We start from the raw sequence: 19,635 nt of genomic DNA on the forward strand, positions 1-19,635 counted from the left end.
TTATAATATGATTATAACTTATATTTATATTAAAAACACTATATATTTTGTAGTATTTTAACTATTCTTGTAACTTTGATTATTTTTTAACATTTTTTGAATGTTTTTTTATACATTCAAAGATATTTTTTTATATTTTTTAAAAATTAAAATGATTTTATAAAAAAAATAAAACAAGATTCAAATTTTCAGTTAATTTAAATCTTGTTTTATTAAAATTAGTTGTTTTTTTCGATTTCTTTTAACGCTCTAACAGCTTCATCTATGTCATTTTTAGTATTAAAGTATCCTAAACTAAATCTTACGGCACCTTGTTCTAAAGTTCCAAGTGTTTTGTGAGCTAAAGGCGCACAATGTATTCCTGACCTAGTAGCTATATCATATTCGCTATCTAATAAAAATGTTATTTCACCAGAATCTATCTTAGGAATATTTATAGATATAACTGCCGCTCTTTTTTTACTATCTTTTGGACCGTAAATAACTATGTTTGGTACTTCATTAAGTCTATCTAGCATGTATTGACATAGTTCTTCTTCATGAGCCCTTATGCTGTCTACCCCTGTTTCTAGTATAAATTTTACACCTTCATTTAATCCTACTATTCCAGGCGTATTATGAGTTCCTGATTCATACTTATCCGGCGTTAAATCTGGTTGGAATAAATCTTCTGATCTACTTCCTGTACCACCTTCTTTTAATATATCTATCTTTAAATCTTCTCTTATATAAAGTATTCCTGTTCCCTGAGGTCCTAATAAACATTTATGTCCTGGAGCAGCTATCATATCTACATTAATATCCTTAACGTTTATATCATAAACTCCTGCAGTTTGAGATGCATCTACTAAATATAATACATTTTTTTCTTTAGCTATTTTTCCAACTTCTTTTATATCCACTATTGTTCCTGCCACATTTGATGCATGTGTAGTAACTATTAACTTTGTATTTTCCTTTATTGCATTCTTTATATCTTCTGGATTTAAAAATCCATCTTTATCACACTCAACTATAGTATTCTCTATGCCATCTTTTTCTAAAGACTTTATAGGTCTTATTACTGAATTATGTTCCATACTTGTAGTTATAATATGGTCACCCTTTTTAACTACACCTTTGATAGCTAAATTTAATGAATCTGTAGCATTATTTGTAAATACTATAGTCATAGGATTATCTATATTAAATAACTTTGCTATATTTTCTCTTGCGTCATATATTTCTCTAGCTGCTCTCATTGCTAATTTATGACCAGCTCTTCCTGGGTTTGCACAATAGTTTTTCATACAATCTAGTACAGCGTCATATACTTTTTCAGGTTTAGGATATGTAGTTGCAGCATTATCTAAGTAAATCATATAAAGCGTCCTCTCTATGCTTCATTTTCTTCTAAAAGCATCGATACTATATTGTTTAAATCATCTTCATTATAATATTCTATTTCAATTTTTCCTTTTTTCTTTCCTTTAGATATATTTACTTTTGTTCCAAATACATTTGTTAACTTCTCTTCTACATCTACTATAAATATATCTTTCTCTTTTGAAGATGATTTTTTATTAGTTAAATCACTATTTTCTTCTACTATTTTTTTAGCTAGTCTTTCTGTTTCTCTAACTGATAACTCTTCTTCTTTAACTTTATTTGCTAACTCTAATTGTTTCTCTAAGTCTGATACTCTAAGTAATGCTTTACCATGTCCTGCCGTTAATTGACCGTTTTCTACCATTACTATTACATTTTCACCTAAATTTAATAACCTTAAAGTATTAGTTATATGAGGTCTACTCTTTCCAACTGCCTCAGAAATTTCTTCTTGAGTTACATCATAATGTTCTATTAAGCTTCTATATGCTAATGCTTCTTCTATAGCATTTAAGTCTTCTCTTTGTAAGTTCTCTATAAGCGCTATTTCCATTATATCTTTCATCGGTATATCTTTTATAACAGCTGGTATATCTTTTTGCTTAGCCATCTTAGATGCTCTGTATCTTCTTTCTCCAGCTATTATCATGTATCTACCATCTTCATCTGGTTTAACTACTATAGGTTGTAATACTCCGTAGTGTTTTATAGATTCACACAGTACATGTATCTTCTCTTCATCAAATACTTTTCTTGGCTGAGTATCATTTGGATATACTTTACTTAAATCTAGTCTTACGATTTCTTTACTATCTATATCATCTTTAGTGTCAGGTATCAATGCACTAAGACCTCTACCTAACCTATTTGTTCTTTTAGGTGACTTTTTTTCCATATTATATTATATCCTCCTCTAAATCTATGAACTCTTCAGCTAGTTCCATATATGCCTCTGCACCTTTACATCTAGCATCATAATAAAGCGCTGGTTTACCATGACTTGGTGCTTCTGCTAATCTAACATTTCTTGGTATTAAGGTTGTATATACACTTCCTTTAAAATATTTCTTAACTTCTTCTACTACCTGTATTGATAAATTAGCTCTTCCATCAAACATACTTAATACAACTCCTTGTATGTCTATATTTGGATTAAGTCTAGATTTAACTAACTTTATAGTTTCCATAAGCTGACTAACACCTTCTAATGCATAATACTCACATTGTATTGGTATCAATACACTGTCTACTGCTGTAAGACAGTTTATAGTAAGCATTCCTAGTGAAGGAGGACAATCTATAAATATATAGTCATATTCTTGCCTTACACTTTCAATTGCATTCTTTAATATAAACTCTCTATTTTCCATAGATGTGAGCTCTATCTCTGCTCCAGATAATTCAGTAGCTGATGCCACTACATCTATATTTTCAAATTCAGTTTTTAAAATTGCTTCTTTTATTTCAACCCCATCTAACATTACTTCATAAATAGTACTTTCTACTTCATTTTTGTCTATCCCATATCCACTTGTTGAATTTCCTTGTGGATCTAAGTCTAATACTAATACTTTCTTCCCTATTTTCCCTATGCTTGCACTTAAATTTACATTTGTCGTAGTTTTCCCTACTCCACCTTTTTGATTGAACACAGCTATAACTTTGCTCATAAGACTTCCCCCTTTTGTCTCTTTTAAAAAAGGTTACTGCGAAGCAGTAACCTTTTATTTTTTAGGAATCTTTACAACAACTTCCATATAATCGCCTTTATCTACCTCGTTATACTTTGCCTCAATTCCTGTTCCTATTATTGCATCAAAGGCTTGCTTCATGGTATTTAAATAAATTCTTATACCCATGGTACCTTTTATATTTTGTTTTTTCTCTGGTTCTTGAGCGGCTTGTAATTCTTCTAAAATGTCTTTTATCAACTTTTCAGTTTTCTTTACAGTTAGTTCATTTTTTATTACTTTGTCTACAACGTCTTTCATTAGCTCTTCGTTAGGTAACTTAAGAAGTGCTCTAGCATGTCTTTCAGTTAAATCATTTTCTACTAATTTTATTTTTATTTCATTTGGTAATCTTAATATTCTAAGCTTATTAGCTATAGTAGATTGATTTTTTCCTAATTTCTCAGCTAATTGTTGCTGCGTAAATTCATGTTCTTTAATTAGATTTTCATAACCCATAGCTTCTTCTATGAAGTTTAAATCTTCTCTTTGTAAATTTTCCAACAATGCTAATACTGCTGAAGATTCATCTGACATATTATTTATAATCGCAGGAACTGATTTAAGTTGAGCTAATTTAGCAGCTCTAAATCTTCTTTCACCTGCGATAAGTTCATATTTATCATCTTTAACTCTAACAGTTATAGGTTGAAGTATTCCATAAACTTTTATAGAGTTGCTTAATTCTTCTAGCGCTGATTGTGAAAATACTTTTCTTGGTTGATATGGATTTGGAACTATATTTTCTATAGGTATCTCCATAACTCTTTTATCTTCCATAACATCCCTCTCTTATTAGATATAAATATATTTGAATTTCATTAACTACCTACAAATTAATACTACATTAGATACACATGAGTATAATATTTCTTCATATACTCACATAATCCTTCTATTTTATTTCATTTTTAGTATATTTTTAGCTATTTTATAGTATATATCTTAGCTTTCTTATACTAATTAGTTTTATTTTATAGGACTTTTTGCAGGTTTTCCTGCTTTTCTCGGATATTTTTCTGGCGTATTTTTTACTTTTTTAAATACTAATATATTGTGCTTTAAATCAGTTTCAGGAAGTTCTATATTTATTTTTTCTACAAATTCTAATCCTAAAACTTCCATAGCAGCTTTAGATTCTTCTAATTCTAAATTTGCATTAGGACCTTTTAGACATACAAAATATCCGCCAACTTTTACAAATGGTACACAAAATTCCATTAATATGGGTAATCCAGCAACTGCCCTGGCAGTTGCTACATCATATTGTTCTCTATACTCTTCTGATTTTCCAAAATCTTCAGCTCTACCATGTATAAATTCTACATTTTCTAATCCTAAGTTATTACTTACTTCTTGTAAGAAATTTATCCTCTTATTTAATGAATCTAATAAAGTTAAGTTTATATTTTCTAAGCATATTTTTAATGGTAAACCAGGAAAACCAGCTCCTGTTCCAACATCTATTAATGATATCCCATCTTTTATATACCCATTTTCAACCGATGAAACAGAATCTAAAAAGTGTTTTATAAACACTTCTTTTTCATCTTCTATTCCAGTAAGATTCATTTTTTGATTCCAATCGACTAATATTTCCCTGTAAATATTAAAATTGTCCAAAATTCTGTCGTTAGCTTTTATTCCTAAATCTTCAAGACCTTTTTTTAATAAATCTCTATTAGTCATTTTGTCCTCCTCTACTTCTTCTCATTTGTTCTAAGTAGATAAGAAGTACTGATGTATCTGCAGGAGAAACCCCTGATATACGAGATGCTTGTCCTATAGATACAGGTCTTATAGCATCTAGTTTTTGTCTAGCTTCTATTCTTAATCCCTCTATAGATAAGTAATCTATTTCATCTGGAAGTTTCTTATTTTCAAGTTTCTTAAATTGATCTATTTGCTTTAATTGCTTATCTATATATCCTTCATATTTTGTCATTATAACGCATTGTTCTTTGACTTCTTCTGATACATCTTCTCCAGCACCTTTTCCTATAGCTTCTATTAAGCTATATGTAACTTCTGGACGTTTTAAGAATTCATATAAAGATAATCCAACTTTTATTTCAGATGCGCCTATCTCTTCTAAAAGATGATTTACTTCTTTTGGCGTAACTCTTTCTGTCTTTAATCTTTCTAATTCTTTTTCTACTTCTGATTTCTTATTTAAATATCTTTGATATCTATCTTCTTTTACTAACCCTATTTCGTAACCTCTCTCAGTAAGTCTCATATCTGCATTATCTTGTCTTAGATATAATCTATATTCTGATCTTGAAGTCATCATTCTATAAGGCTCATTAGTACCTTTAGTTACTAAATCATCTATTAAAACACCTATATATGCTTCTGATCTATCAAGTACAAATGGCTCTTTACCTTCTATTTTACATGCTGCATTTATACCTGCTATAAGACCTTGAGCTGCTGCTTCTTCATATCCTGAAGTTCCATTAAATTGCCCAGCACTAAATAGGTTTTCTACACCCTTTATTTCAAGGTTTATTTTTAACTGAGTTGGGTCTATACAATCATACTCTATTGCATAAGCCGGTCTCATTATTTTAGCATTTTCAAGTCCCTTTATACTCTTATACATTTGTAACTGTACTTCATATGGTAAACTTGTTGATATACCCTGAATATACATTTCCTTAGTATCTAATCCTTCTGGTTCAATGAAAATTTGATGTGATTCTTTATCACTGAATCTAACTACCTTATCTTCTATTGATGGACAATATCTTGCTCCTGTACTTTGTGCTACTCCACTGTACATTGCAGTTCTACTTAAATTGCTAGTTATTATTTCATGCGTTTTTAAATTAGTTCTTGTTAAATAACAAGGCTCTTGATCTATATCTACCTTATCAGTTAAGAATGAAAATGGAGTTATTCTTTCATCCCCTTCTTGGATAGACATTTCAGAGAAATCTATACTGTCTCTATGAATTCTTGCTGGAGTACCCGTTTTGAATCTTCTCATATTTAAACCTAGGTCTACTAACTTATCTGTTAAATGTTTAGAATATCCTAATGCATTAGGACCTTCATCTAAAGTAGCTTCTCCTATAAATACTCTTGAGTTTAAGTATACTCCCGTAGCTAGTATTACCGCTTTAGCTTCATATTTGCATCCTAACTTAGTTACTACTCCTGTAACAACTTGTCCTTCATGTAGTACATCTACTACTTCATCCATAACTATATCTAAGTTAGGTTCATTTTCTAAAGTTCTTTTCATTTCCGTATGATATCTGAACTTGTCTGCTTGACCTCTTAAAGAATGGACAGCTGGTCCTTTTGCAGTATTTAACATTCTACTTTGTATAAGTGTCTTATCTGCATTTACCCCCATCTCTCCACCTAGTGCATCTATTTCTTTAACTAATTGTCCTTTTCCAGTACCACCTATTGATGGATTACATGGCATTAAGGCAATAGTATCTAGAGACATAGTAACTACTAATGTTTTATGTCCCACTCTAGCTGTTGCTAATGCAGCTTCACAACCCGCATGACCAGCACCAACTACTATTACATCGTATTTTCCTGCTTCGAAATTTATCATGTTAATATCCTTTCTGTTAAACATTAATGTTTCACGAAAAACATAATTTTTCTATTATTTACCTATACAGAAGTTGCTAAATATAGTATCTAGTAAATCTTCTTTTACAGTATCTCCATTTATATATCCTAAATAGTTCCATATGTTTTTAAAATCAACTTCTATGAAGTCATATGGTAGATTTTGCTCGATAGCACTGATTGCATCATTTATAGATTCATATGCTTTTAGTAATGCATCTTTATGTCTAGAATTTGTTATAACTAAACTTGAAGTATTTTTTATACTTCCTCTATAAACCATTGATTCTATTTTATCATGAATTTGCTCAATTCCTTCATGTTTTAAAGCTGATATTCTTATTATACTATCATTATCGACATATTGTCTTATTTTATCTTCTTCTATTTTTTGTTCTAAATCCGTTTTATTTAATAAAACTATAGTCTTTTTGTTTTCTAAGTTTGCTAATATTTCTAAGTCTTCATCAGAAAGTTGTCTTGATGAATCAAGTACCATAATTACTAAATCTGCTGAGTTAAATGATTCTTTAGATTTTTCTACCCCTATTTTTTCAACAACATCTTCTGTTTCTCTTATTCCTGCTGTATCTACTATTTTTAGAGGTATTCCTTTTATATTCACAAACTCTTCTATAACGTCTCTTGTTGTTCCTGGTATATCTGTAACTATAGCTCTATTTTCTCCTAATATAGAGTTTAATAACGAAGACTTACCAACATTTGGCTTTCCTACTATAACTGTTTTTAATCCGTCTCTAAGTATCTTACCACTCTCTGCTGTATCATATAATTTCTTTATTTCATTTTTAAGTTCATGAGCTTTTTCTTCTAAAGTTTGATATGTTATTTCTTCAACATCTTCTTCCGAGAAGTCTATTGCAACTTCTAGATGAGCTAATACTTCTGTTACCTTCATTCTTAAATCTTTTATTTTATTAGATAAAGATCCTTCTAATTGATTTTGAGCAACTTCATGAGCCATATCTGTTTTTGCTTTTATAACATCTATTATGGCTTCAGCTTGAGATAGGTCTATTCTTCCGTTTAAGAATGCTCTTTTTGTAAACTCTCCTTGCTCTGCAAGCCTTACATCCTTAGACAATATAAGTTCTAATATTTTTTTTACAGAGATAAATCCACCGTGGCAATTTATTTCTATAACATCTTCAGCTGTATATGAGTTTGGCCCTTTCATATAAGCAACTAAAGCTTCATCTATTACTTTATCCCCATCTAAAATATTTCCATATATTAAAGTTCTTGTTTTATAATCTTTTATTAATTTTCCCGACATAGATCTAAATATTTCTTCTGCAACTGATAGTGATCTTTCACCACTAATTCTTATAATACCTATACCACCTTCACCTGGTGCAGTTGCTATTGCTGCTATAGTATCATCTATAAACAAATCTATCACCTCTTATTATATAATTTCGTAATTTTTTCTCGTTACTTTAATTGTTTCCTTAATCTTATCATTATATAAAATAATTGACAAAAATAAAACCCCCTATTACTATAGGAGGTTATGTTTTATCTTTTATATTCTATAACTAATCTTCTGTATGGATCAGTTCCTTCGCTGTATGTAGTTACATATTTATCATTTTGAAGAGCAGAATGAACTATTCTTCTTTCATAAGGATTCATATAGTCTAATTTCTTTGTTTTCTTCGTCTTAGCAACTTCTCTAGCTACTTTATTTGCATATCTTATCAAAGATTCTTCTCTTTTAGACCTGTAATTTTCTATATCTACAAGAACTCTCATGTGAGAATCTTTGTTTATTTTATTAAGTGCTAGTCCAGTTAAAAATTGTATAGAGTCTAATGTTTCTCCTCTTCTACCTATTAAACACGCTGCATCCTTACCTTCTATGTCTACTTTAATTAAATTGTTATCTTGAGTAACATTTACTACAGCTTCTATTTTAGAGTTTTTTAGTATACCTTTAACAAATTGCTGAGCTATTTCAAGTTCACTTAACTCTTTTTCTATTACTGTAAATTTATACAGTCCTTCTTTTGCACCTATAAATCCTAAAAATCCAGATTTAGGTTGCTCTAAAACTTCAACATTTAAGTCTTCTAAACTTACCTTTAACTCTGTTATAGCCTTACTTACAGCTTCATCTTGAGTTTTACTTCTTATTTCTAGGCTTGCTATCATTTATTACTTCCTCCTTAGAATTAGCCAGCTTAGCTCTTAGAGGATTCATTACTAAATAATGTTGAGCTATAGAGAATAAGTTACCTACAGTCCAATATAATGTAAGACCTGCTGGGAACATGAACCCCCAATATAACATCATTGCAGACATTACATAAGTCATAATTTTCATAGATCCTTGTTGTTGGTCTTTTGGCATCATTAACATTTGCATTATAAATGTCGTTGCCCCTGATATTATAGCTAATATGTAATCTGGCTTTGTTAAATTCTGTACCCATAAAAATACCATATCGGCATTAGCAAAAGCAGCTTTATCTGCGAAAACTCCCCACGCTACAGGATCTCTTAATACATTATAAAGTCCTATTAATATAGGAAACTGTATTAATAGTGGTAAACATCCTGCTAATGGATTTATTTTTGCCTCTTTATATAAATTCATTATTTCTTGTTGTTGCTTTTCTGGTTTATCTTTATATTTTTGTTGTATTTCTTGCATCTTAGGCTGTATATCTTGCATAGCCTTAGTTGATTTCGTTTGTTTTATTGTAAGAGGTAACAATAATACCTTTACAAAAATTGTAAATAATATAATTGATAGTCCATAGTTCTGAACAAATTCAACTATTATTTTTAGCACCTGTCCTAATAAATTACTTATAATGCTCAATTTTTATACCTCCTAGAGTATATTGTCTTTTATTTTAGAGGATCATAGCCTCCCGGATGAAAGGGATGACATTTGGATACTCGTCTTATCGTTAAATACATACCTTTTATTAATCCATATTTCCTAAAGGCCTCTATTGAATATTGAGAACAAGTCGGATAAAATCTACAGGTAGGTCCTTTTAACGGAGATATAAATTTTTGATAGAATCTAACTAAACAAATACATAATTTCGCCAAGTATCTATTCATTTCCTTTAATATAAAATTTATTTTTTCCAAAATCAAGGCCTCCATGCTAAAACTATTATTGTTCTTGCAATTTAATATTGGCTTTTCTAGCTAAATGGTTTAAAGACTTTTCAATATCTTTATATTCTACATTTTTGGTAGATACCCTAGCTATAAGTACTATATCATATCCATTTTTAACGTTTTCATCTATATTTAATCTGTAAGCTTCTCTTATTCTTCTTCTTACTTTGTTCCTAACAATAGCTTTTCCAACTTTTTTAGAAACAGAAAATCCTACTCTACTAATATCTGATTTATTTTCCAGTATATACATTACTAAATGCTTATTTGCAAAAGATTTGCCGTGTTTGTATACTTTTCTAAAATCAGAGTCTTTTTTCAAGCCTTTTGTTTTATTAAAGTCCATCTTAAACCCTCCGTAAACACAGCTTATAAATTATAGTTTCTACACAAAAAGGCCACTTTCACAGCGGCCTTTTTAATTATTAATGAGTTAATCTATTTCTTCCTTTAGCTCTTCTTCTTCTTAACACGTTTCTTCCGTTAGACGTCTTCATTCTCTTTCTGAAACCATGTTCTTTCTTTCTTTGTCTTTTCTTTGGCTGATAAGTTCTTTTCATTTATTACACCGCCTTTCAGATTTTTTTTCCGTTTATAAAAATAATAACTTTACCCTCAAAGTAAACATAACACATACAATTATAAATGCTTTTATATTTGTTGTCAACGAGTTTTTGGACATGGTAAATAACAAAATTACTTACCTTATATTATATGTATTTAACCAAAATATATTTAAATAGAAATATTATTTCCTATTAGTTATCAACATAGCTCATTTCATGTCATTTTTTGATTATATATAAATGCTTGATTTTACTATTGTGTATTAATTTATCAACAGCCATGTAATATTGTGGATAAATTAAGTATAAAATCTTGAAGTTTGCCATTTATTCTGATATTATTAATATACTTGTTGATAATGTTAATAAGAAATATTAACTTATTAAGGTTATTCACAAGCTGTGGATATAAATGTGTATAACTTATATGTATTTAGCTAATACTTTAGTTATAAACTACATTTATTATATATTGATACTATTTATAACTTTATATACATATTGTTTATATCTTTTTACTTTTTAAGAATAATTTGTGTTATTAGTATTTTATCCACACGATTATCCATAAATATAGTTATTATTAAAAAAACTTATATTTTTTTTGCTTTTTTGTTAATAACTTTGTGGAAAATGTTAATTATTCTGTTCGGAGGTTTATATTATGGATATAGTTTCTTTATGGGACAAAACACTACAATTAATCAAAGGCGAGTTATCTCCGCCTAGTTTTAATGCTTTTTTTAAGCAAATAGTACCTTTAAAAATATACATGAGTGATTTAATACTTTTAGTACCTAATGATTTCACTAAGAGTATTTTAGAAGATAGATACTTGAATCTAATTGAAAGCTCAGTAAATCAGCTATCATTAAAAAAATACAAAGTAAAATTTGTGTTGAGTGAAAAAGATGTAGAAGGCTTGGATGAGGAAAATAAGCCAACAAAGTCCAAAAGCAGTTATCCTAATTTAAATCCTAAATATACTTTTGATACTTTTGTTATCGGTAATAGTAATAGATTTGCTCATGCTGCATGTGTTGCAGTTGCCGAATCTCCAGCTAAAGCATACAATCCTCTTTTCTTATATGGAGGTGTTGGATTAGGAAAAACTCACTTAATGCATGCCATCGGTCATCATATAATGACTCAAAAAAAAGATCCAAAGGTTGTTTATGTTTCTTCAGAAAAATTTACTAACGAGCTTATAAACTCGATAAAAGACGATAGAAATGAAGAATTTAGAAATAAATATAGAAACGTAGACATTTTACTTATAGATGATATTCAATTTATAGCAGGAAAAGAAAGAACTCAAGAAGAGTTTTTCCATACTTTTAATTCATTACATGAAGCAAATAAGCAAATAATAATTTCTAGTGATAGACCACCAAAGGAAATACCAACACTAGAAGATAGATTAAGATCTAGATTTGAAATGGGACTTATAACTGATATACAAGCACCTGACTTTGAAACTAGAATAGCTATACTTAGAAAAAAAGCTCAAATGGAAAACATCGAAGTTTCTAATGAGGTTACTACTTATATAGCTAAAAATATCAAGTCAAATATAAGAGAATTAGAAGGAGCTTTAACTAGAGTAATAGCTTATTCTTCTCTTACTAATAGAAACATATCTTTTGAACTAGCTGCTGAGGCATTAAAAGATATAATAACTACTACGAAAACAGAGGAAATTACTGTAAATCGTATAAAAGAAAAGGTTGCAACTGTATTTGATTTAAAAATGGAAGATTTCAATTCTAAAAAAAGAACTAGATCAATAGCTTATCCAAGACAAATAGCTATGTATTTATCTCGTGAACTTACAGACCTGTCTTTACCAAAAATAGGAGAAGAGTTCGGAGGACGTGATCATACAACGGTTATTCATGCCCACGATAAGATAATTAAAGATATACAAGCAAATGAAGAAATAAAAATGAAAATAGACAAAATAATATCAGATTTAAAGGGATAATTTATAAACAATTGTCTGTGGATATGGTGTTAATAGATATGTGTGTATTTTTTTGTCTAAAAAATATTAACAAATTATTCTTTTTAAACTAACAAAGATATCAACAACTTATAAACATGTTGATATCTTTGACTCTATTACGTTTGAGATAGTTATTCACATTATCAACAACACCTACTACTATTACTACTAATATTTTTTATTATTTTTTTATATATATGTCGCGAGGAGGTTATCCACATTGAAAATAATTTGTAATCAAAAACTTTTAGCTACTAAGATAGGTATTTCTCAAAAAGCTATTAATGGAAAAACTACTTTAGAGCTTTTAAAAGGTATTTTACTATCAGCAAAAGGTGATAAATTAACATTAACTGGATATGATTTAGAAATAGGAATAGAAACTTATACACAAGCAGAAGTAATTCAAGAAGGAGAAATAGTAGTAAATGCTCGACTTTTTGGGGATATTATTAGAAAATTACCTGATTCATTTGTAGAAATAGAAACAGATGATGAAAATAATGTTTATATAAATTGTGTAAATTCTAGATTTAAAATAAAAGGAGATTCAGCAAAAGAATTTCCTAAATTACCAGAAGTAAATAAAGAGGACTTATATAATATTCCTCAAGATTTATTAAAAAATATGATAAAGCAAACTGTATTTGCTATATCTCAAGATCAAACTAAACCTGTATTAATGGGTGAACTTTTAGAAATAGTAGATGGAGATATAAGTTTAGTTGCAATAGATGGATATAGACTTGCAGTAAGAAGCTGCCAGGTTGAAAATATGATAAATAATGCAAAAGTTATAATACCAGGAAAGGCATTAACTGACGTAAATAGTTTATTATCATCAGAAGAAGATGTAAAAGTTGGATTTGATGAAAAAAATGCAATATTTATAATTAATGATACAAAAATAATAACTAGACTTTTAGAAGGTGAATTCATAGATTATAAAAAATTATTACCTAGAGAACATAATTCAAGAGTTAAGTTAAATACAAAAGAATTATTAAACAGTATAGAGAGAGCATCTTTACTCTCTCAATCAGAAAAAAATAATTTAATTAAATTATCAATTAGAGATAATGCTATGGCTATAACTTCTAATACAGACAAAGGAAATGTTTATGAAGAAGTTTCTTTAGAATTAGAAGGAGATTACTTAGACATCGCATTTAACTCTAGATATTTCTTAGAGGGGTTAAAGAATATCGATAGTGAAGAAATATTTATAGAATTTACGACAAACGTAAATCCTTGCATAATAAAACCAGTGGATGGAGTTAAGTATACATACTTATTACTTCCAGTAAGAATATCATCAAATATATAATTATTATAGACAAAGGGAGTGTCAAAAAAATGATTGTTAAATCATCTTAAAGCACTCTCTTTTCTTTTAATACATGTAATTATAAGGCGTTTATGATATAATATATTTTTAGTGATTAGTTAAAATATAGCTAGAACCATCAAATTAGGAGGATAAAAATGATTGAAATAACTATAGATTCAGAATACATAAAATTAGATCAATTTTTAAAGTTAGCAGATTTAGCTTCTACAGGAGGACATGCTAAGTTTTTAATTTTAGAAGGTTTAGTAAAGGTTAATGGAGAAGTTGAAACTAGAAGAGGAAAAAAATTAAGACCTCAAGATATCGTAGAAGTTGAAGGAAATAAAATAAAAGTAGTGTAAAAAGGAGAGCCTTTTATGCGACTAAATAGTTTGCAATTAGTTAATTTTAGGAACTATGACAATTTATATCTAGAATTCAACAAAAAAGTTAATCTTCTTGTAGGAAAAAATGGCCAAGGAAAGACGAATATAGTAGAATCTATATATATGCTGTCTTTTGGAAAATCATTTAGAACTAACAAAGATAAGGAGATTGTAAAATTTGAAACTGAGAATCTTTATGTTGGAGGGAGTTTTTCAAAAGAGCATACAAATGGTCTAATTGAAGTAGCTATTGGAAAGAATAAAAAGGGTATAAAAGTAAATAAAATTCATATACAAAAAATTTATGAATTGCTTGGAAATATAAACGTTGTAATATTTTCGCCAGAAGACTTAAGGCTAGTCAAAGAAGGTCCTAAAGAGCGAAGATCATTTATAGATAAAGAAATCAGTCAAATTATGCCTAAATACTATAATTATCTAACTAATTATAATAAAATTTTATTTCAAAGAAATCAGCTTCTTAAGAGTAAAAATGTAGATAGTGCATTGCTTGATGTATATGATGAAAGCTTAGCTAAATATGGAAGTTATATATATATACTGAGAAGAGATTTTATAAAAAAAATCGCAAATATATCTAAAAATTTACATGAAAAGTTAACTGGAGGAATTGAAGAATTATCAATTACATATAAAAATCAATTAAATATATGTGATGAAGATACTACTTCAACAGTTTACAACAAATTTATAGAGAAGCTAATGTCTAATAGAGAACATGATATCGAAACTAGAACTACAAGATATGGATTGCATAAAGATGACCTAAATATCTATATAAATGAATTAGATGTGAGATTGTATGGATCTCAAGGTCAACAGAGAACAGCTTCAATTTCATTAAAACTATCCGAAATAGAGTTGATAAATAATGAGGTTGGAGAATATCCAATACTGATATTAGATGATGTTTTTAGTGAGTTAGATGAAACTAGACAAAAGCTTTTGGTAGACAATTTAAATGTAGTTCAGATGTTTATTACAACAGCTGAAATTGCACATAAAAATATATTTGATAAAAGTAACACGACTATTTTCAATATAGAAAGTGGACGTGTTATAAACATAGAGAATGGAGGGAACTAGATGAAACAAGAATACGGTGCAAGTCAGATACAAGTCCTAGAAGGATTAGAAGCAGTTAGAAAAAGACCTGGTATGTACATAGGTTCAACTGGACCTAGAGGTTTACATCATTTAGTTTATGAGGTAGTAGACAACAGTATAGATGAGGCACTACAAGGATACTGTTCAGAAATATATATATCTATAAATGAAGATGGAAGTATCTTAGTAAAAGATAATGGTAGAGGTATACCTGTAGAAGTCCATCCTCAAACTGGAAAATCTACTTTAGAAACAGTTTTAACAGTTCTTCACGCAGGAGGAAAATTCGGTGGAGGAGGATACAAAGTATCTGGAGGTCTTCACGGAGTTGGGGTTTCTGTTGTTAATGCTTTATCTAAGTGGTTGGTAGCAGAGGTTTCTAGAAATGGTAAAATATACAGACAAACTTACGAAAAAGGAATACCTGTAACTGAACTTGAAATTGTAGGAGAATCTACTCATACAGGAACAGTAACAAAATTTATGCCTGATGAGACAATTTTTGAAGAAACTGAATTTAAATATGAAACTTTAGAGCATAGGCTTAGAGAGTTAGCTTTCTTAAACAAAGGAATTAAAATTGTATTTGAGGACAAGAGAGATGAAAGTCCAAAAATAAAAGAGTTCCATTACACAGGTGGATTAGTTGAATATGTTAAGTATTTAAATAAATCTAGAACTGGAATACATGATGATATAGTTTATATAGATAAAAAAGTGAAAGATTGTGTAGTTGAGCTAGCTATGCAATATACTGATGGATATACAGAGAACATATATTCTTTCGCAAATAACATAAATACTCATGAAGGTGGATCTCACTTAGCTGGATTTAGAACTGCGATAACTAAAACGATAAATGAATACGCAAAAAGAAATAAGTTATTAAAAGAAAGCGACCCTAACTTAATAGGGGAAGATATAAGAGAAGGACTTACGGCTGTAGTATCAGTTAAGCTTCCTGAACCTCAATTTGAAGGTCAAACAAAGACCAAGCTAGGAAACACTGAAATGAGAGGGATGGTTGATAGCGTAACAGTAGAAGAGCTAGGATCATTCTTAGAAGAAAATCCAACTACAGCTAGAATCATAGTTGATAAAGGTCTTAGAGCTCAAAGAGCAAGAGAAGCAGCAAAGAGAGCAAGAGAATTAACTAGAAGAAAGAGTGTATTAGAAAGTACATCATTACCAGGGAAATTAGCTGACTGTGCTGAAAAAGATCCTGCTAAGAGTGAAATATTCTTAGTCGAAGGGGATTCTGCCGGTGGTTCAGCTAAACAAGGTAGAGATAGACATTCACAAGCAATATTACCATTAAGAGGTAAAATACTTAATGTTGAAAAATCTAGATTAGATAAAATACTATCATCTGATGAAATAAAGAATATGATAACTGCATACGGATGTGGAGTAGGTAATGACTTTGATATAGAAAAAGCAAGATATCATAAAATAGTAATAATGACCGATGCCGATGTCGATGGAGCACATATAAGAACTTTACTTTTAACATTCTTCTTCAGATATATGAGACCTCTTATAGAAAATGGATATGTGTATGTTGCACAACCACCTTTATACAAGGTTAAGAAGCAAAAGAAAGAACATTATGTTTACTCTGATAAGCAATTAGAAAATCTATTAGAAGAGATTGGAAGACAAGGTGTAGAGCTTCAAAGATACAAAGGGCTAGGAGAGATGAATGCTGAGCAGTTATGGGATACAACAATGAACCCAGAAACAAGAACATTATTACAAGTATCTATAGATGATGCTGCAATGGCAGATGAAGTATTCTCGATGCTTATGGGAGATAAAGTTGGCCCAAGAAAAGAATTTATTGAAACAAATGCAAAATACGTTAAAAACTTAGATATATAGGAAAGGGGATGAGTATAAATGGAAGAAAATAATAGAATACTCCCTTTAGAGATAGCGGATGAAATGAAAAAATCGTATATGGATTATGCGATGAGCGTTATAGCTGGTCGTGCTCTTCCTGATGTTAGAGACGGTCTTAAACCAGTTCATAGAAGAATATTATATTCAATGAGTGAATTAAATTTAACTCCTGATAAACCTTATAGAAAGTCTGCCCGTATAGTTGGGGACGTTCTGGGGAAATACCACCCACATGGAGACACAGCTGTTTATTTTGCAATGGTAAGAATGGCTCAAGACTTCTCAACTAGAGGACTTTTAGTTGATGGGCACGGTAACTTTGGTTCTGTAGATGGTGACTCACCAGCCGCAATGCGTTATACAGAAGCAAAAATGAGTAAATTATCTCTTGAATTATTAAGAGATATAGAGAAAGAGACAGTAGACTTTATACCAAACTTCGATGAATCATTAAAAGAGCCATCTGTACTACCATCAAGATATCCAAACCTTTTAGTAAATGGATCTAATGGTATAGCTGTTGGGATGGCAACTAGTATACCACCTCATAACTTAGCTGAAGTTATAGACGCGGCAATACATTTAATTGATAATGAAGATTGTACAGTAGAAGATTTAATGCAATATATAACAGGACCAGATTTCCCAACATCTGCAATAATAATGGGGAAAGAAAATATAGCAAATGCATATAGAACTGGTAGAGGTAAAGTTAAAGTTAGAGCAAGAGCATATATAGAAGAGCTTCCTAAAGGAAAACAACAAATAATTGTTACAGAGATACCATATCAAGTAAACAAAGCTAGATTAGTTGAAAAAATAGCTGATTTAGTTAAAGATAAGAAAATTGAAGGAATCTCAGATCTAAGAGATGAGAGTAACAGAAACGGTATGAGAATTGTTATAGAACTTAAGAGAGATGTTAATGCTAATATAGTATTAAATAATCTTTATAAACATTCTCAGATGGAAGATACGTTTAGTATAATAATGCTTTGTTTAGTTGATGGACAACCAAGAGTATTAAATCTTAAACAAATGTTATATTACTATGTAAAACATCAAAAAGATGTTGTAACTAGAAGAACTAAGTTTGAATTAAATAAAGCAGAAGCAAGAGCTCATATATTAGAAGGATTAAGAATAGCTTTAGATAATATAGATGCAGTAATAAGTTTAATAAGAGCATCTAAGACTACTCAAGAAGCTAAGGCAGGACTTATAGAAAAGTTTGGATTGAGTGAAGTTCAAGCTCAAGCAATCTTAGATATGAGACTTCAAAGACTTACTGGATTAGAGAGAGACAAGATAGAAGCTGAATATGAAGAGCTTATAAAGAAAATAAATAGATTAAAAGAAATATTAGCAAATGAAAGATTACTTCTTAATGTAATAAAACAAGAAATGTTAATAATAAAAGAAAATCATGCTGATGAAAGAAGAACAGAAATAAGACATGCTGAAGGCGAGATAGATGTGAAAGATCTTATCGAAGAGGAAGAAATAGCTATAACTCTTACTCATTTTGGATACATAAAGAGAGTACCAGCTGATACTTATAAGAGTCAAAATAGGGGTGGAAGAGGTATATCAGCTCTTACAACAAGAGAAGAAGATTTCGTAAAACACCTTGTAACAACAACGACTCATAGTAGATTATTGTTCTTTACAAATAAAGGTAGAGTATTTAGATTAAATGCTTATGAAATACCTGAAGGAAAGAGACAAGCTAAGGGAACAGCTATAGTAAACTTACTTCAATTAGGGCCTAATGAAAAAATAGCAACTCTAATAGCAATAGATGAAGCTCGTGAGAATGAATATTTATTATTAGCAACTAAAAACGGTATAGTTAAGAAAACTAAGCGTGAAGAGTTTAGAAATATAAATAAATCAGGGCTTATAGCTATAGGACTAAGAGAAGACGATGAACTTATAGGCGTTAAGTTAACAAATGGAGAGAAAGAAGTACTTCTAGTAACTAAAGGCGGTATGTCTATTAAGTTTGACGAAAATGATATAAGACATATGGGTAGAACTGCAATGGGAGTAAAAGGTATAACATTAGCTAAAGATGATAAAGTAGTTTCTGTAAGTTTATGCGATGAAGGTACAGACTTATTAGTAGTAAGTGAAAATGGATTTGGTAAGAGAACAGATATAGACGAGTATAGAATCCAAATTAGAGCCGGTAAAGGTATAAAAACTTATAACATCTCTGAAAAAACAGGAGAGCTTGTAGGAGCTGAAATGGTAAATGAAGATGATGAAATGATGATAATAAACTCAGATGGAGTTCTTATAAGACTAAGAGTTAATGAAATATCATTATTTGGAAGAGTAACAAGCGGAGTTAAGCTAATGAAAACTAACGACGAAGTTAATGTTGTTTCTATTGCTAAAATAAATATAGAAGAAGAATAGGATTTTATCCTATTCTTTTTTCCATAATTTAGTACCT

At 29.7% G+C, this 19,635-nt stretch carries 18 protein-coding genes; 6 read left to right on the forward strand and 12 right to left on the reverse strand.

Features of this window, described 5'->3' with window-relative positions; genetic code table 11:
- Positions 1-218: 218 nt before the first annotated feature.
- The 12 genes from NWE74_RS11560 to rpmH form a co-directional block, all read right to left on the reverse strand.
- Complete coding sequence (locus NWE74_RS11560) at positions 219-1,361, reverse strand: aminotransferase class V-fold PLP-dependent enzyme (RefSeq protein WP_258243276.1); 1,143 nt, start codon at positions 1,359-1,361, stop codon at positions 219-221.
- 14 nt (positions 1,362-1,375) lie between these two features.
- Entirely contained in the window at positions 1,376-2,263 is an 888-nt protein-coding gene (locus NWE74_RS11565; protein WP_258243277.1) for a ParB/RepB/Spo0J family partition protein, read from the reverse strand.
- Position 2,264: 1 nt separating this feature from the next.
- Positions 2,265-3,038: a ParA family protein gene (locus tag NWE74_RS11570; RefSeq protein ID WP_258243278.1), complete on the reverse strand. Its 774-nt coding sequence runs from the start codon at positions 3,036-3,038 to the stop codon at positions 2,265-2,267.
- A gap of 54 nt (positions 3,039-3,092) precedes the next feature.
- Positions 3,093-3,878 carry a nucleoid occlusion protein gene (gene noc / locus NWE74_RS11575; RefSeq protein WP_258243279.1) on the reverse strand — a complete coding sequence of 262 codons (786 nt, stop codon included), beginning with the start codon at positions 3,876-3,878 and terminating at the stop codon, positions 3,093-3,095.
- Positions 3,879-4,067: 189 nt separating this feature from the next.
- The gene (gene rsmG / locus NWE74_RS11580) at positions 4,068-4,787 is read right to left on the reverse strand and encodes a 16S rRNA (guanine(527)-N(7))-methyltransferase RsmG (protein WP_258243280.1); all 720 of its coding nucleotides are present in this window, start codon (positions 4,785-4,787) and stop codon (positions 4,068-4,070) included.
- Positions 4,780-6,675: a tRNA uridine-5-carboxymethylaminomethyl(34) synthesis enzyme MnmG gene (gene mnmG / locus NWE74_RS11585; protein WP_309137282.1), complete on the reverse strand. Its 1,896-nt coding sequence runs from the start codon at positions 6,673-6,675 to the stop codon at positions 4,780-4,782. Before mnmG ends, rsmG begins: the two co-directional genes overlap by 8 nt.
- 54 nt (positions 6,676-6,729) lie before the next feature.
- The gene (gene mnmE, locus NWE74_RS11590) at positions 6,730-8,109 is read right to left on the reverse strand and encodes a tRNA uridine-5-carboxymethylaminomethyl(34) synthesis GTPase MnmE (protein WP_258243281.1); all 1,380 of its coding nucleotides are present in this window, start codon (positions 8,107-8,109) and stop codon (positions 6,730-6,732) included.
- 125 nt (positions 8,110-8,234) lie between these two features.
- Positions 8,235-8,870 carry an RNA-binding cell elongation regulator Jag/EloR gene (jag, locus tag NWE74_RS11595; protein ID WP_258243282.1) on the reverse strand — a complete coding sequence of 212 codons (636 nt, stop codon included), beginning with the start codon at positions 8,868-8,870 and terminating at the stop codon, positions 8,235-8,237.
- A complete protein-coding gene (locus NWE74_RS11600) occupies positions 8,842-9,543 on the reverse strand; it encodes a YidC/Oxa1 family membrane protein insertase (protein WP_092727766.1) in 702 nt (233 codons plus the stop codon). Before NWE74_RS11600 ends, jag begins: the two co-directional genes overlap by 29 nt.
- Positions 9,544-9,572: 29 nt before the next feature.
- Complete coding sequence (gene yidD, locus NWE74_RS11605) at positions 9,573-9,794, reverse strand: membrane protein insertion efficiency factor YidD (protein WP_207645443.1); 222 nt, start codon at positions 9,792-9,794, stop codon at positions 9,573-9,575.
- A 55-nt stretch (positions 9,795-9,849) separates the two neighbouring features.
- Positions 9,850-10,203, reverse strand: coding sequence for a ribonuclease P protein component (gene rnpA, locus NWE74_RS11610; RefSeq protein ID WP_258243283.1), 354 nt, complete (start codon positions 10,201-10,203; stop codon positions 9,850-9,852).
- 79 nt (positions 10,204-10,282) lie between these two features.
- On the reverse strand, positions 10,283-10,417 hold the full coding sequence (gene rpmH, locus NWE74_RS11615) for a 50S ribosomal protein L34 (RefSeq protein WP_042277507.1): 135 nt from the start codon (positions 10,415-10,417) through the stop codon (positions 10,283-10,285).
- Positions 10,418-11,087: 670 nt separating this feature from the next.
- On the opposite strand from rpmH, the gene dnaA reads away from it, so the two are divergent.
- The 6 genes from dnaA to gyrA all read left to right on the forward strand — a co-directional run bounded on the left by dnaA (position 11,088) and on the right by gyrA (position 19,598).
- Entirely contained in the window at positions 11,088-12,407 is a 1,320-nt protein-coding gene (gene dnaA, locus NWE74_RS11620) for a chromosomal replication initiator protein DnaA (RefSeq protein WP_309137283.1), read from the forward strand.
- Between the two features lie 241 nt (positions 12,408-12,648).
- On the forward strand, positions 12,649-13,755 hold the full coding sequence (gene dnaN, locus NWE74_RS11625) for a DNA polymerase III subunit beta (RefSeq protein ID WP_258243284.1): 1,107 nt from the start codon (positions 12,649-12,651) through the stop codon (positions 13,753-13,755).
- 158 nt (positions 13,756-13,913) lie between these two features.
- Positions 13,914-14,120: a S4 domain-containing protein YaaA gene (gene yaaA, locus NWE74_RS11630; RefSeq protein ID WP_092727761.1), complete on the forward strand. Its 207-nt coding sequence runs from the start codon at positions 13,914-13,916 to the stop codon at positions 14,118-14,120.
- Between the two features lie 15 nt (positions 14,121-14,135).
- The gene (gene recF / locus NWE74_RS11635; RefSeq protein ID WP_258243285.1) at positions 14,136-15,251 is read left to right on the forward strand and encodes a DNA replication/repair protein RecF; all 1,116 of its coding nucleotides are present in this window, start codon (positions 14,136-14,138) and stop codon (positions 15,249-15,251) included.
- On the forward strand, positions 15,252-17,153 hold the full coding sequence (gene gyrB, locus NWE74_RS11640; RefSeq protein ID WP_258243286.1) for a DNA topoisomerase (ATP-hydrolyzing) subunit B: 1,902 nt from the start codon (positions 15,252-15,254) through the stop codon (positions 17,151-17,153). It begins immediately after the preceding gene.
- Positions 17,154-17,171: 18 nt separating this feature from the next.
- Positions 17,172-19,598 carry a DNA gyrase subunit A gene (gene gyrA, locus NWE74_RS11645; protein WP_258243287.1) on the forward strand — a complete coding sequence of 809 codons (2,427 nt, stop codon included), beginning with the start codon at positions 17,172-17,174 and terminating at the stop codon, positions 19,596-19,598.
- Positions 19,599-19,635: the final 37 nt, after the last annotated feature.

Origin of the sequence: Romboutsia lituseburensis (assembly GCF_024723825.1) — a bacterium.
GTDB classification, from domain to species: Bacteria; Bacillota; Clostridia; order Peptostreptococcales; family Peptostreptococcaceae; genus Romboutsia_F; species Romboutsia_F lituseburensis_A.

Coding starts and splice junctions, on each gene's coding strand:
- recF (WP_258243285.1), top strand. CDS start 14,136: ATGCGACTAAATAGTTTGCAATTAGTTAATTTTAGGAACTATGACAAT.
- rnpA (WP_258243283.1), bottom strand. CDS start 10,203: ATGGACTTTAATAAAACAAAAGGCTTGAAAAAAGACTCTGATTTTAGA.
- rsmG (WP_258243280.1), bottom strand. CDS start 4,787: ATGACTAATAGAGATTTATTAAAAAAAGGTCTTGAAGATTTAGGAATA.
- rpmH (WP_042277507.1), bottom strand. CDS start 10,417: ATGAAAAGAACTTATCAGCCAAAGAAAAGACAAAGAAAGAAAGAACAT.
- yidD (WP_207645443.1), bottom strand. CDS start 9,794: ATGAATAGATACTTGGCGAAATTATGTATTTGTTTAGTTAGATTCTAT.
- NWE74_RS11570 (WP_258243278.1), bottom strand. CDS start 3,038: ATGAGCAAAGTTATAGCTGTGTTCAATCAAAAAGGTGGAGTAGGGAAA.
- NWE74_RS11565 (WP_258243277.1), bottom strand. CDS start 2,263: ATGGAAAAAAAGTCACCTAAAAGAACAAATAGGTTAGGTAGAGGTCTT.
- noc (WP_258243279.1), bottom strand. CDS start 3,878: ATGGAAGATAAAAGAGTTATGGAGATACCTATAGAAAATATAGTTCCA.
- gyrB (WP_258243286.1), top strand. CDS start 15,252: ATGAAACAAGAATACGGTGCAAGTCAGATACAAGTCCTAGAAGGATTA.
- yaaA (WP_092727761.1), top strand. CDS start 13,914: ATGATTGAAATAACTATAGATTCAGAATACATAAAATTAGATCAATTT.
- mnmG (WP_309137282.1), bottom strand. CDS start 6,675: ATGATAAATTTCGAAGCAGGAAAATACGATGTAATAGTAGTTGGTGCT.
- dnaA (WP_309137283.1), top strand. CDS start 11,088: ATGGATATAGTTTCTTTATGGGACAAAACACTACAATTAATCAAAGGC.
- gyrA (WP_258243287.1), top strand. CDS start 17,172: ATGGAAGAAAATAATAGAATACTCCCTTTAGAGATAGCGGATGAAATG.
- NWE74_RS11560 (WP_258243276.1), bottom strand. CDS start 1,361: ATGATTTACTTAGATAATGCTGCAACTACATATCCTAAACCTGAAAAA.
- jag (WP_258243282.1), bottom strand. CDS start 8,870: ATGATAGCAAGCCTAGAAATAAGAAGTAAAACTCAAGATGAAGCTGTA.